Source organism: Priestia sp. KCTC 13724 (assembly GCF_056820425.1).
In genome coordinates, this window is record NZ_JBXDLD010000054.1 from 1 (window position 1) to 13,433 (window position 13,433).

General features: G+C 37.0%; 13 protein-coding genes and 1 riboswitch. Of the genes, 2 read left to right on the top strand and 11 right to left on the bottom strand.

Annotation, left to right across the window (positions count from 1 at the left end; genetic code table 11):
• Window positions 1–146 precede the first annotated feature (146 nt).
• The 3 genes from AC1UFB_RS07685 to AC1UFB_RS07695 form a co-directional block, all read right to left on the bottom strand.
• Entirely contained in the window at window positions 147–1,148 is a 1,002-nt protein-coding gene (locus AC1UFB_RS07685; RefSeq protein ID WP_025907857.1) for an inorganic phosphate transporter, read from the bottom strand.
• Between the two features lie 13 nt (window positions 1,149–1,161).
• Window positions 1,162–1,779, bottom strand: a complete 618-nt coding sequence (locus tag AC1UFB_RS07690; protein ID WP_078989216.1) for a DUF47 domain-containing protein — start codon at window positions 1,777–1,779, stop codon at window positions 1,162–1,164.
• A gap of 388 nt (window positions 1,780–2,167) precedes the next feature.
• The gene (locus tag AC1UFB_RS07695) at window positions 2,168–4,165 is read right to left on the bottom strand and encodes a penicillin-binding transpeptidase domain-containing protein (RefSeq protein ID WP_328101401.1); all 1,998 of its coding nucleotides are present in this window, start codon (window positions 4,163–4,165) and stop codon (window positions 2,168–2,170) included.
• Window positions 4,166–4,401: 236 nt separating this feature from the next.
• Between AC1UFB_RS07695 and AC1UFB_RS07700 the strand changes: the two genes are divergently transcribed.
• On the top strand, window positions 4,402–4,608 hold the full coding sequence (locus tag AC1UFB_RS07700) for a hypothetical protein (RefSeq protein WP_061785402.1): 207 nt from the start codon (window positions 4,402–4,404) through the stop codon (window positions 4,606–4,608).
• Between the two features lie 238 nt (window positions 4,609–4,846).
• Here the strand turns inward: AC1UFB_RS07700 and AC1UFB_RS07705 are convergent, their stop codons facing one another.
• From AC1UFB_RS07705 to AC1UFB_RS07735, 7 genes are all read right to left on the bottom strand, one after another.
• Window positions 4,847–6,052: a cation:proton antiporter gene (locus AC1UFB_RS07705; RefSeq protein ID WP_328101403.1), complete on the bottom strand. Its 1,206-nt coding sequence runs from the start codon at window positions 6,050–6,052 to the stop codon at window positions 4,847–4,849.
• 3 nt (window positions 6,053–6,055) lie between these two features.
• Window positions 6,056–6,556, bottom strand: coding sequence for a cation:proton antiporter regulatory subunit (locus tag AC1UFB_RS07710; protein ID WP_076512646.1), 501 nt, complete (start codon window positions 6,554–6,556; stop codon window positions 6,056–6,058).
• 193 nt (window positions 6,557–6,749) lie between these two features.
• Window positions 6,750–7,073 carry a hypothetical protein gene (locus tag AC1UFB_RS07715; protein ID WP_025907851.1) on the bottom strand — a complete coding sequence of 108 codons (324 nt, stop codon included), beginning with the start codon at window positions 7,071–7,073 and terminating at the stop codon, window positions 6,750–6,752.
• A 183-nt stretch (window positions 7,074–7,256) separates the two neighbouring features.
• Window positions 7,257–7,481: a spore germination transcription factor GerE gene (gerE, locus tag AC1UFB_RS07720; RefSeq protein WP_013059396.1), complete on the bottom strand. Its 225-nt coding sequence runs from the start codon at window positions 7,479–7,481 to the stop codon at window positions 7,257–7,259.
• 158 nt (window positions 7,482–7,639) lie between these two features.
• On the bottom strand, window positions 7,640–8,413 hold the full coding sequence (gene sdhB, locus AC1UFB_RS07725) for a succinate dehydrogenase iron-sulfur subunit (RefSeq protein WP_025907850.1): 774 nt from the start codon (window positions 8,411–8,413) through the stop codon (window positions 7,640–7,642).
• Window positions 8,414–10,207 carry a succinate dehydrogenase flavoprotein subunit gene (gene sdhA, locus AC1UFB_RS07730; RefSeq protein ID WP_025907849.1) on the bottom strand — a complete coding sequence of 598 codons (1,794 nt, stop codon included), beginning with the start codon at window positions 10,205–10,207 and terminating at the stop codon, window positions 8,414–8,416.
• 28 nt (window positions 10,208–10,235) lie between these two features.
• Window positions 10,236–10,844 carry a succinate dehydrogenase cytochrome b558 subunit gene (locus tag AC1UFB_RS07735; protein WP_025907848.1) on the bottom strand — a complete coding sequence of 203 codons (609 nt, stop codon included), beginning with the start codon at window positions 10,842–10,844 and terminating at the stop codon, window positions 10,236–10,238.
• A 467-nt stretch (window positions 10,845–11,311) separates the two neighbouring features.
• On the opposite strand from AC1UFB_RS07735, the gene AC1UFB_RS07740 reads away from it, so the two are divergent.
• Complete coding sequence (locus AC1UFB_RS07740) at window positions 11,312–11,827, top strand: YslB family protein (protein ID WP_025907847.1); 516 nt, start codon at window positions 11,312–11,314, stop codon at window positions 11,825–11,827.
• Between the two features lie 19 nt (window positions 11,828–11,846).
• Here the strand turns inward: AC1UFB_RS07740 and AC1UFB_RS07745 are convergent, their stop codons facing one another.
• Window positions 11,847–13,085 (bottom strand): aspartate kinase, encoded by a 1,239-nt coding sequence (locus AC1UFB_RS07745; protein WP_100346741.1) that lies wholly within the window; start codon window positions 13,083–13,085, stop codon window positions 11,847–11,849.
• Between the two features lie 133 nt (window positions 13,086–13,218).
• A riboswitch (Lysine riboswitch) is annotated at window positions 13,219–13,396 on the bottom strand.
• Between the last annotated feature and the right edge of the window lie 37 nt (window positions 13,397–13,433).

Here is a 13,433-nt window from a genome sequence, read left to right on the forward strand (position 1 = left end):
AAATTCAGTTAGCTGGCCGTTCGTCGTGCGTACCGTGAAGGTGCGCTATTTTTTATATTTCGGGCTTACGCTAGAACTTAAACGGCTGCCTAAAATCTAACCTTTCGTTTAGATAACTAAAAAAGAAGCTCAGGAATTGAGCTTCTTTAAAAGAATAGATCTAAGATGAAATACGCAATTGCTGCTAACGTAGCGGAGATTGGCAACGTAATAACCCATGTAATTAACATACGCTGTGCCGTCCCCCATTTAACACCTTTAATACGATGAGCTGAACCAACACCAAGAATTGATGATGAAATAACATGCGTCGTACTAACTGGTAGGTGAATAAACGTCGCTCCAAAAATAATCGCAGCACCTGTTAAGTCTGCCGCTACACCGTTAACCGGACGAATTTTCATAATCTTACCACCAACTGTTTTGATGATTTTCCAACCACCAACTGATGTTCCAATTCCCATTGCTAATGCACAAGAGAGCTGTACCCACCACTGAATATCAGTTGAGCTCTGCATATTGTTTGCAATTAAGGCCATTGTAATAATCCCCATCGCCTTTTGAGCATCGTTCGTTCCGTGAGTGTAAGATTGTAATGCCGCTGTTAAGATTTGAACATGACGAAACTGCTTGTTAGTCTTAGATAAATTACTATTATGTTTAAAGACTAGCTTTATGATGGTATATACAATATAACCAACAACAAAAGCAAGGATTGGTGAGATGATAAGAGCTTGAATAATTTTGATAAAACCGCCATAGTTTAATGCACCAAATCCCGCTGCTGCAATGGCAGCTCCCGCAATTGCACCGATGATAGCATGTGACGAACTACTTGGTATTCCGTAATACCACGTAATTAAATTCCATGCAATCGCAGCGATTAACGCAGCTAGTATTACAACTGATCCATTTTGAAGTGTAAATGGATCAACGATATCTTTTGTAATTGTTTTTGCAACTCCTGTAAAAGTCATTGCTCCTATAAAATTCATTGTTGCCGCCATAATAATTGCATGTCTAGGCTTTAACGCTTTGGTTGAAACAGACGTAGCAATTGCATTTGCTGTATCATGAAAGCCATTGATAAAATCAAAGGCAAGCGCTCCAACGACAACAAGGATAGTTAAAAGTAACAGTGAATCCAATTTTATTGCCCCTTTACGCGTTCTTCATGATAACTGTCTCTAAATTATTAGCAACAGTTTGACAGTAATCTGCCACCTCTTCTAATATTTCATAAATTTCTTTATACTGTATTACTTGAATTGGATCTTTACATGTAGAAAATAATTGCTTCAACGCTCTTCTATATAAAATATCGCATTGCGACTCATATTCTTTAATTTTAATTGCATGTGCACTGATTTGAGATAATTTCTTTTCAGATAAAAGATTAATTGTTAGTAAAATTTCAGCTGCACAACTTTGAATATTCTTCACAAATTCTTTTACATACTCATCAAATTTTGCAATTGAGTAAATTTCCAGCATAGCTGCAAAGTTATCAATACCGTCTAATACGTCATCTAGACTCATCGCTAATTGTAAAATATCCTCACGTTCAATCGGTGTGATAAATGCTTTATTCAGTTCTGTAATTACTGTATGAACATATTGGTCACCTTTTGATTCGTATGCTTTTAATACATTAGCGAATTCTTTTAAATCTGATACATTGTTTAATTCAAAGTCGCCTAAAAAGTCAGCTGAGTCTTTTAGGTTTTGAGCAATATCAAGCAACATTTCAGAAAATTTGTCTTTTTTCCTTTTAATCACGGTAAAGCCTCCATCCAATTTATTAACCTTTATAAGGACTCGTTATGTATTTTTTCAGTCCCTATTTTAATTAAGCTTTCATCGTAGATTATATCTCTTTACATCGTTCGACAAAAACTTAGCTTTTTCACTGAATTTTTTAATACCAAAACAAAAATTACTCCTATTATGAACGAATGTCAATATGTTTTCAGACGAATTGTAAAGACCCCACTTTACAATCTTATTTTCTTATTATATAAACCCTTGTTGTATCAAGGGATACCAAACCATTGGATAATATTGGGGTTTACAAACTTTTAACATTTTTATTTATTCTGAAAATTAAATCGAAACAAAGAAGAAGGGGAATACTTAAATTCTCCCCCTCTTTTTTCTTATTTAATTGTTATTTTTGGCTAAATATATTTTTTACCTTTGGCGTAACATCATGACTACCTTTTTTTACATCCTCAACCATCATAGCTACTAGTAAATGTGGTGACTCAGTATCTACAGCTACAAACCAACCATTTTCTTTTCCTTTCTCACCTTGAGAAAGTTTCAATTCTGCTGTACCAGTTTTTCCAGCAAGCGTTAAGTTACTTATTTTCGCTTCTTTCGCTGTCCCATTAGGATCTTCAATAACGCCAATTAAGCTTTCTTTGATCTTTAAAGCCGCTTCACTACTCATTACGTCCTCTTTCCAAAACTCAGGCTCTGTTTCCTCATTCATAACAAGCTTTGGTTTAATCATATTCCCATCGTTTACAATAGACGAATATACAGATGCTAGATGAAGAGGACTAATCTGCACTTCTCCTTGTCCATATGCTGAATTTGCTAAGAGAAGTTCAGAGTCTATAGAATTGCTTTGTGAAATTTTAGACGTTTGAAACGGAAACTCGATTGGTAACTTTTCGTTAAAACCAAACTTCTTGCTACCTTGCTCAAACGCTTTTACTCCTAATTCCGTTATTGCTTGGGCAAAATAAATATTATCTGATGTGACAAGCGCATCTCGAAAATTGACGTTAGGTTGATTGCCTACACGCGTGACATAAAAATCGCCCCAACTGCTATCTTTTTGCCATTTATCACCGATTGTTCTCTTTTCATTCAAATCAAACTTCTCACTGTCAGCAATCAATGCTGCCGATAGTAATTTAAATGTAGAGCCAGGTGAATATGTTTTGTTAAAACGGTTCAGTAACGGCTTAGCTGCGTCGTTAGACAGTTTACTGTACTCTGTAGATGTAATTCCTAAAGAAAAATGGTTTGGATTAAAAGAAGGTGCACTAACCATTCCTAATACATCTCCTGTTGTAGGATGAATCGCAACCCCGAGCCCCTTTTCATCTTTTACTTGTTCATATAGCTTTTTCTGCATTGCTACATCTACTGTCAGCTGCACATTTTTTCCGTTTTCAGCTTCCTTACTCGCAATTTCTTTCTTTACGTTACCATCAGAACCCACAATCGAAATTACTGCTCCATCTTTGGCACGCAGCGTCTCTTCGTATTGAGCTTCTATACCAATTAAACCAGCGCTAGACTGGGAGTTGTATCCTTCACCCTTATGTTGTTTCAAAAACTCTACCGTCACAGGGGCTACATAACCTACTAAGTGTGCACACGCTTCAGCACATGGATAAACACGTGCAGGTACATTATTAATTTGAACTCCTTCAATGCCTAGAAGCTGCTCTTCTCCTTTTAAAGCTTCATCTTCTGTCATTGTTTTGATTGGCACAAACTGATCTTCTTTTACCCATGAAGCATTAAGCGCCTTATCTATTTCTTCAGTGGATATATTTAAAAGCTTGCTTAAGCTCTCTTTATTCTCATCCATCTTCGCCTTGAATTTTACTGGTACAATGCCTACTTGAGAAGCATTTCCATTCTGAGCTAAATAACTTCCAGAACGATCGGTAATCTCTCCTCGCTCAGCTCGCAATGTTTTAACGCTTACTTCATCTCCGTCCGTCATTCCCTCAAAAATCATGCTGGGTTTCCAAGATACGCTCCACTTGTTTTTATCATCAACTTTTTCTTCAACCCATAGCGCGTTTTCTTTAAAAGAAACTTTCCCAGCTGCCGTGTCCATACTTACTTCAAACGGTAAAGAAATTTCATTATTTTCTGGCTTTCCCTCAGATTTTATGGCCTTTACTTTTAATTTCTTTACCTCAGCTCCGCCATAAATATTTTGATATCTAGCTATAAACTCATCTTTTGTCACATCTTTTTTAGCTTCTTGAGATAGATAAGAATACATGTCTTCAAACTTTTGATCATTCCAAAGCTTCACATATTGTTCAAAGCGATCGCTCGCTGCTTCTTCATTTGAACAGCCCGCTATAATCATGATTAACATCATCAAACAAAACAAGCTCAATTTTTTCATCTATTCATCCCCTTTAATTGTACGTTTTTCCTGCAATATTAAATTTTACATATATATTCCCAATTTAAGCAACTCTTTTCGTCCATTTGTTATACATCATACACATATGATTGTTTTCGACAAAAAATCAAGATATTTTGCGAATTTTTTTTGAACAATTTGTGAATATTTTGTGTCTATTTTGTTAATCATTTGATATAATAAGTGTAAGAAGTTGTAAACAGGAGGCGATTAAAGTGAAAAAGTTCTTACAGTTTTACTTTTTATTTAGTTCTCTGTTCTGTTTTGGAAGCGTTTTTGTTTTATTTCTCGTAAAAGAATATTATTTCGCACCTTTGTTCTTAACATTAGGATGCTTAAATATCTTCTTATTCAAAGTCTATATCCAGCAAACTAAAAAAGTCGATCAAGCTGTTCCTACTAAACCAAAACCAACAACCTAAAAAGCCGCTCTTTATGAGTCGGCTTTTTTAAAATTTTTATTTTGACTTCCTTTATGATAAATAGACAAGATCTTGCTTCTTTAGAGAACTCCTTCATTTTATTATCCTATTAGAACAAAAACTCTCACCTAAAATGGGTAGAAGCTTTCCGTTCAGCAATTCGCTGGTCCTCAAAATACCAAGCCATCCATTTCATTATCTTGAAATATATCAAATTATTCCGATTTTCCAACTATGATTAATGAGATTTTTCAACCTTTTTCCATTTAAAAATCTTGTTTAACATTCCATAAATCATCTTCGACTCTTTCGTTAATAATGGTCCGAGAATGGCTAGAATGAGTACATATAAAGCTGCGAATGGTTGTAAAATTGAAGCCAGTCCACCCGCTATTCCAATATTAGCCATAATAATTGAGAATTCCCCACGTGAAACAATCGTTAATCCAATATTCGTTGATGCTTTATGAGATAATCCACTTTTACGACCAGCTATCATACCGGATGTGAAGTTTCCGATGATGGTTAAGATAACCGCACCGGTTGCTAACCATGCTGCATCTAATAGCGTTAAAGGATCAATGCTTAATCCAAAGCTAAAGAAGAAAATCGCTCCAAAGAAATCTCTAAATGGAATGACTAAGTGCTCAATGCGATCGCGATGCTCCGTTTCTGAAAACACTAGGCCTAACAGCAATGCTCCGATTGCTTCTGCAACGTGAATTGTTTCTGAGAATCCAGCAACAAAAAACAGTGTTGCAAACACAACAATAATAAAAATTTCATTTGAAGAAATGTTTAACAATTTGTTGAGTAGAGGCGTTGCTTTGCGAGCAATGATAAAGAACAACAACATATAACCAAACGCAATTAAAACCGATACGACAGAGCTCCAGATGGACGTGTGGTCACCAAGTACAAGCCCTGACATGACGGATAAATAGACTGCTAGGAAAATATCCTCAAACATAATAATTCCTAGAATAAGTTCAGTTTCAGGGTTAGCCGTTCGCTTTAAGTCAACCAGAACTTTAGCAACAATTGCGCTTGAAGAAATCGTAATAATACCAGCCATAATGAGTACTTCTAAAAGAGGATAACCTGTCAAGTACCCATACAACAAACCAAGACTAAAGTTAATTAAGATATAAATGGAACCACCAACAGCGATAGAACGCCCCGATTTAATTAACTTTCCGACTGAAAATTCCAAGCCCAAGTAGAAGAGAAGGAATAGCACCCCAATTCTGCCCATAAAAGAGATAATTTCTTCACTTTCAATAAACTTAAAGCTTAGGGCTCCAAATTCCGGAGCATGTGGTCCTACTGCCATTCCTAATAAGATTAAAAATGGAATAATAGTAAATTTTAATTTATTTGCCAAAACAGCAGCCACTGCCACCAATACTAGCGCTGTTCCAACTTCAAAAACTAAATGATCCATAGATTAAGCGCTACCTCCTTTCGAAAGAAGCTCTGTAATTAACCGTTTCAAGTTGCCTCTCTCACCAGAAATAACGAGCGTGTCTCCTTCTTCAATAACAGTATCTGGACCAGGACTAGAAAGCTTTGTTTTAGGTCCTTTCATAATGGCGATGATTGTTACATCATAATTACTACGAACGTCTATATCGCCGATAGTTTTATTATGAGCTTTGGCGCCCGATTCAACTTTATACCATTCGATGATGAGGTCATTAAAAGCCACTTCGATTGTTTCCATTGCCTTTGGCTTATAAATCATGCCTCCTAAAATGGCAGCCAACTGTCTGGCTTCTGTATCGTTAAGCGTAATATCAAAAGCACTTTCTTCCAAGTCTCTTTTATCAAAATAATATACTTCACGACGACCGTCATCATGAAGAATAATAACAATACGATTGCCTTCCTGTGTATCAATTTCAAATTTTCTGCCGATACCTGGAAGCTCAGATTCTCTAATAACCATGCATGAACAACTCCTATAACATAATGATTTTTTGATAGTTACTCATCTTAATTTCGTGTAAATCTAACAAAGTGTATATGGGAAATTACAGTTTTATAGGGTAACGTTTAATACATAAAAGTTTGCACAGCAAATAACCTTATTAAACGTTAATTTTTTATAAGGTAAACGTAGGATTTTAATTGTTGAATAGTTAGAGGTAATTTGTTTGAAATTGTTTTGCATAAATAAAGGGTTGTCGGAGAGCAAATAACTCTTTTTGACTTTTATATATTAGAGGTTGTTCAACTTGTGTTACTGACAAAACAGGTGCGTATCCCGTTTCGAACGATATATTAAAATGCTTGGTAACGAGCTTTACGCCAGTTGAATGCTGTACACTTTCTGTAGGATGATTTAATGCTACAGTATCAACAATGGCATGTTGTTGTGTACCATCGTTTAATGAAACTGGCAAATTACCTAAAGGTAAAGCAAGCAGCATGAAAAACATAATTAAAAACCAAACTCTTCTCATATTTGCACCTCCTTTTATCTAAAGTAGAGAAAATCTCTCTCACTTTTTATTATACGGAGAATGCGTTTTGTATTCAAGCGATAAGTTTCATTTATGTATATTTTTATTTATTTTAATTTTTTCTAATGATACATTCTAAACACTAACAAAAAGCGGGTTCCCAACAGGGATACCCCGCTCATGTTATAATTCAAGTTCCCCCATACGAAGGAGTTCGACAACTGCTTGAGAACGCCCCTTAACTCCAAGCTTTTGCATCGCATTTGAAATGTGATTGCGCACTGTTTTTTCGCTAATGAATAGTTCACTCGCGATTTCTTTTGTTGTTTTGTCTTGTACTAGAAGCTCAAATACTTCTCTTTCACGCTTTGTCAGCAGTGGTTTGGGTTGAAACTCTTTTTCTTTCAATGTAACCCTCCTTGCCTGATCCTGAGTTGAACTATCGGATGGGTGTAAATTTAGTCACCATATCTTATGTAGGAAGCAATAACTGGGTTACTGCATTCTACATTTTTTCAAAATAAAAAGAGCTCCACAGCTGCAAAAGCCGTGGAGCTCTTTTGTAATTATACTTGATCGCTACCGAAGAAGTTACGGAATGCCTGAATCGTTGTGTCTCGGTTAAGCGCTGCAATTGATGTTGTTAATGGAATACCCTTTGGACAAGACTGCACGCAGTTTTGTGAGTTACCACAGTTTGCAAGGCCTCCATCCCCCATAATTGCTTCTAGTCTTTCTCCTTTATTCATAGCACCAGTTGGGTGAGCATTAAATAATCTTACTTGAGAAAGTGGTGCTGGTCCGATGAAGTTTGATTTATCGTTAACGTTTGGACATGCTTCTAAACAAACTCCACACGTCATACATTTTGAAAGTTCATATGCCCATTGACGCTTTTTCTCAGGCATGCGAGGCCCCGGTCCTAAGTCGTATGTTCCATCGATTGGAACCCACGCTTTTACTTTCTTTAATGAATCAAACATTCTGCTTCGGTCAACTTGTAAGTCACGAACAACAGGAAATGTCTTCATTGGCTGAAGTTGAATCGGCTGTTCTAACTTATCTACTAGAGCGGTACAAGATTGACGGGGCTTGCCGTTAATGACCATTGAACATGCTCCACAAACTTCTTCTAAGCAGTTCATATCCCAGTTAATAGGTGTTGTTTCATTACCGTTTGCATCAACAGGGTTACGGCGGATTTCCATTAGCGCAGAAATCACGTTCATATTAGGACGATAAGGTATCTCAAATTCTTGATTATAAGGAGCTGTCTCAGGCGAATCTTGACGAGTAATAACAAAACGAACTGTTTTTTGTGCCGTTTGTTGTGCACTCATTTAACGAACCCCCTCTTGTTGTTTTTTCGTTGCTTTTTTCTCATCTTTTTTCTTTGTATAGTCACGTTTACGTGGCTTAATTAATGACACATCTACTTCTTCATAATGGAAAGCTGGTGCCTTTTTCTTATCAACAAACTGAGCCATTGTTGTTTTTAAGAATTCTTCATCGTTACGATCTGGGAATTCAGGCTTATAGTGAGCCCCACGGCTTTCGTTACGATTGTATGCACCTAGCGTCACTACGCGAGAAAGCTGAAGCATATTTTGAAGCTGACGAGTAAACGTTGCCCCTTGGTTACTCCACTTCGCTGTGTCGTTAATATTAATACGATCATAGCGTTCAATAAGCTCTTGAATTTTCTCATCTGTTTGTAACAGCTTGTCATTATAACGTACAACTGTCACGTTGTCAGTCATCCATTCTCCTAACTCTTTATGAAGAATATACGCATTTTCTGTTCCATCCATTGACATAATACTTTGCCATTTTTCTTCTTCCTGCTTCACATGTTGATCATATAGGCTTGTTGGTAGAGCATCGGCACTTTTCTCTAAGCCATTAATGTAATCAACCGCTTTTGGCCCAGCGACCATACCGCCATAAATAGCTGATAGAAGTGAATTAGCACCTAGACGGTTTGCACCGTGCTGGGAGTAATCACACTCACCTGCTGCAAACAGACCAGGAATATTTGTCATTTGATCATAATCTACCCACAATCCGCCCATTGAATAGTGAACAGCTGGGAAGATTTTCATTGGTACTTTACGTGGGTCGTCTCCCATGAATTTTTCATAAATTTCAATGATTCCACCAAGCTTGATATCAAGCTCTTTTGGATCTTTGTGAGAAAGGTCTAAGTAAACCATGTTTTCGCCGTTAATACCAAGCTTTTGCGCTACGCATACATCAAATATTTCACGTGTTGCAATATCACGAGGTACCAAGTTACCGTAAGCAGGATATTTCTCCTCTAAGAAGTACCAAGGCTTACCATCTTTATATGTCCAAACACGTCCGCCTTCACCACGAGCAGATTCGCTCATTAAGCGAAGCTTATCGTCTCCAGGAATGGCTGTTGGATGAATTTGAATAAACTCCCCATTTGAATAGTAAGCTCCTTGTTGATACACAATGGATGCTGCTGAACCAGTATTAATAACTGAATTCGTTGATTTTCCGAAAATAATACCAGGTCCACCTGTGGCCATAATTACCGCATCTGCAGGGAATGTTTTAATTTCCATAGACTTCAAGTCTTGTGCGGTAATTCCACGACAGGTACGCTCATCATCTAATACTGCTCCTAAGAATTCCCAACCTTCATACTTTGTTACGAGCCCTGCTACTTCATAGCGACGAACTTGTTCATCTAATGCATACAGAAGCTGCTGCCCTGTTGTTGCGCCTGCAAACGCAGTTCTGTGATGCTGTGTTCCTCCGAATCGTCTGAAGTCTAACAAACCTTCAGGAGTACGGTTAAACATAACACCCATACGGTCCAATAAATGAATAATGCCTGGGGCAGCTTCACACATTGCTTTTACTGGAGGTTGATTGGCTAAAAAGTCTCCGCCGTATACCGTATCGTCAAAGTGTTCCCACGGTGAATCTCCTTCACCTTTTGTATTTACAGCTCCGTTAATACCACCTTGAGCGCAAACTGAGTGAGATCTCTTCACTGGAACTAATGAAAACAAATCAACTTGTTTGCCAGACTCAGCAATTTTAATTGTTGCCATTAAGCCCGCTAAGCCGCCACCAACAACAATAATTCTTCCTTTACTCATCGTAACCTCACTCCTTTAAAACGTAATTTTATGCAAATGCGAATAATGTACGTACACCTACAAATGTTAATGCGAAGAAGATCGCTAATGTTACATATGTTGAAATTCGTTGAGAGCGAGGTGTTACAGTTAACCCCCAGCTAACGCCAAATGACCATAATCCATTAGCAAAATGGAAAATCGTTGACACAACACCAACAATATAAAATACCATCATACCAGGATTACTTAAAATATCTTGCATCATATTAAAGTCTACTTTTTGACCAAGCGCAGCTTGAATACGTGTTTCCCAAACATGCCATGTAATGAAAATAAGCGTTACAACGCCAGATACACGTTGTAAGACAAACATCCAGTTACGGAAGAAACCGTATCTGCTTACACTCGTTTTGGCAGTAAACGCAATATACAAGCCATAGATAGCATGAAATAGAATAGGTAAGAAGATAATAAAGATTTCAAGTGCGTAGCGAAAAGGTAAGCTCTCCATAAAATGAGCTGCTTGATTAAACGCTTCTTCTCCCTTTGTTGCAAAGTGGTTGACAACCAGATGTTGGACTAAAAATATGCCTACTGGTATGACACCTAGTAAAGAATGTAGTTTGCGATACTGAAACTCTTTGTTCGCTGCCATGTGCGTAATACCCCCCTTAGTTAGATAAACAATGTTAGTGAAAACAAAGCTCCCGAATAAAATAAATAGATTGATACAACAGAAAATGAAAACCTTTGCATTCTCTATTAAAATATGTGACACATCAATTTTACTCCCATCAACATAGAGCGTCAAGATAAGATATTTAAATCTTCATTAAAATATAAATTTATAAAAAATTAAGTTTGTTAACGCTTACTAAGTTGATGTTATAGGATTTTATATTTTTTACACTTCTTATTGTACACCTTTATGTAACCGTTTTCCACAAAAGATTGCGACTTCCTATAAAAGGATATTCATTTTATTGTACAATAATTTTTTACGTATTTCGAAAAGTTATAGATGCAACAACCATCTCATGGACTTTGCTTGATTTATTTTTAAAAATAGATGAGAGAACTGCTCAATTTGTATATAATAGATGTAAAGAAAGAGGGGAAAAAATGAGCAATCAACAAACTGAAACGCAGCAAGAAATCGTTGAAAGTGAAGAAATCAATCAAACCGATACTCCACAAGCACCTACAACTCCTTATTTTGGATACAGCTTACTTCGAGACGTGTTAATTCCAGAACTTCTTAGCAATGATACGAATGAAATCTCGTACTGGGCAGGAAAACGGTTAGCACGAAAATTTCCACTTTCCTCTATTGAAGAGATTAGCGGCTTTTTTGTGAAAGCTGGCTGGGGACAATTAACCATTTTAAAAACTGAAAAATATAACATTGAAATGGAATTAACAGGTGAAGTTGTCAAACGAAGATTTACTGAGTATCCCAATTCATCTTTCCATCTTGAAGCTGGCTTTGTTGCTGAACAAGTTCAACAGTTAAAAAACCGTCTAACAGAAACTTATTTAACCAACAAAGAAAAAGCCGACAAAGTCCTTTTTTCCGTTCAATGGGATAAAAAAGATATCATTACACCTGAAACTAGAACGGAAAGATATAAAAAATAAAAGCGGGCTGTGCCCGCTTTTATTTTTGAACTTGATAAATATCTTGCTCTTCTAATTCAAAAGCAGTGTGCAAAGTTTCTACCGCTTTGACCATGTCTTTATGTGGCACAACTGTTGATACTTTAATTTCAGACGTACTTACCATTTTCACTTCAATTTCTTCCACAGCTAATACTTCAAACATATCGGCAGCAACGCCTGGGTTTGAAATCATACCCGATCCAACAATCGAAACTTTAGCTAAGCCCCTTTCATGCTCCACTTTTTTATGACCTACTACTTCTTTTAACTGAGCTAGCACAGATAAAGTCGTATCCGTATCTTCTGTTTTAATCGAGAAAGAAATAGATAAACGATTGTCTGACGTCACATTTTGAATAATAATATCCACGTTAACGTGCTCTTTTGCTAATGCTGTAAAAATGGTTGATAATGTCTGAAGCTCATTATTTAGCCCTTCAATTGTGACTCTTGAGATATTATCTTCAAATGCAATTCCTCTTACTACTAAGTTCTGTTCCATCGATACTTCCTCCTCAACAATCGTTCCTCTTTCTAATACTAGACTTGACCTTACCTCTAGTGGCACCTGATAGTTTTTTGCAAACTCTACTGCTCGAGGGTGCAATACACCTGCCCCTAGATTTGCAAGCTCTAGCATTTCATCATATGAAATAGACTGCAGTTTACGAGCGTCTTGCACGTAGCGAGGGTCCGTTGTAAATACTCCCGTTACGTCTGTATAGATATCGCACTTATCTGCTTTTAATGCCGCTGCTAAAGCTACGGCTGTTGTATCAGATCCGCCTCTTCCTAACGTTGTAATGCTGTTATCTTCCGACATTCCTTGAAATCCTGCTACGACCACAATATGATTTTCTTTCAAACGCCCTGCAATGGCTTGTTCATTAATCTTGGTGATTCGTGCATTTCCATGCTGAGCTTCCGTATAAATTCCTGCCTGCCATCCTGTATAGGAAGTAGCGTCATAGCCTTTTTCTTGCAGCGCCATTGTAAGGAGAGAAATGGTAACTTGCTCACCGGTTGTTAGTAGCATATCCATTTCTCGTTTACTTGGTTTACTTGTAATTTCTCCTGCTAATCTTACTAATTCATCTGTTGTTTTACCCATTGCTGATACAACCACTACTACTTGATTGCCTTGCTCAACTTCCTGGATAACCCGGTTTGCTACATGCTGAATTCGTTCTGTTGATCCAACAGAAGTTCCACCAAATTTTTGAACGATTAATCCCATAAGTCTCCTCATCCTTTCACTTGTTTTCAATATGATAAAGAGGCGATCTATTGCTTAAGCTCAGACAATAAAAAAAGCAATGAGATGGATATCTCATTGCTTAACGAACGAAAAGTATATAAAACGTTCAATGCCGTGAGATAGCTCTCCAAGAAACACATTCTTGACAATCCTACATTTATTCAACGCAGAACCAGCAAATGACTCTATGAGATGTCATTCACTTCGGCAAATTTTCCTTTCCACATTTGTCTTTAGAGCTCATACTCTTCCAAATGTGTACTCTTAAAATTCGCACCTCTATCTTCACTTCAGTTTAATGAAGTGTCATATGAAATTATGTTCTAG

What these genes read in the sequence shown, in the direction of transcription:
- AC1UFB_RS07695 (WP_328101401.1), bottom strand. Translation starts at nt 4,165, where the DNA reads ATGAAAAAATTGAGCTTGTTTTGTTTGATGATGTTAATCATGATTATA.
- AC1UFB_RS07705 (WP_328101403.1), bottom strand. Translation starts at nt 6,052, where the DNA reads ATGGATCATTTAGTTTTTGAAGTTGGAACAGCGCTAGTATTGGTGGCA.
- AC1UFB_RS07710 (WP_076512646.1), bottom strand. Translation starts at nt 6,556, where the DNA reads ATGGTTATTAGAGAATCTGAGCTTCCAGGTATCGGCAGAAAATTTGAA.
- AC1UFB_RS07715 (WP_025907851.1), bottom strand. Translation starts at nt 7,073, where the DNA reads ATGAGAAGAGTTTGGTTTTTAATTATGTTTTTCATGCTGCTTGCTTTA.
- sdhB (WP_025907850.1), bottom strand. Translation starts at nt 8,413, where the DNA reads ATGAGTGCACAACAAACGGCACAAAAAACAGTTCGTTTTGTTATTACT.
- sdhA (WP_025907849.1), bottom strand. Translation starts at nt 10,207, where the DNA reads ATGAGTAAAGGAAGAATTATTGTTGTTGGTGGCGGCTTAGCGGGCTTA.
- AC1UFB_RS07735 (WP_025907848.1), bottom strand. Translation starts at nt 10,844, where the DNA reads ATGGCAGCGAACAAAGAGTTTCAGTATCGCAAACTACATTCTTTACTA.
- AC1UFB_RS07740 (WP_025907847.1), top strand. Translation starts at nt 11,312, where the DNA reads ATGAGCAATCAACAAACTGAAACGCAGCAAGAAATCGTTGAAAGTGAA.
- AC1UFB_RS07745 (WP_100346741.1), bottom strand. Translation starts at nt 13,085, where the DNA reads ATGGGATTAATCGTTCAAAAATTTGGTGGAACTTCTGTTGGATCAACA.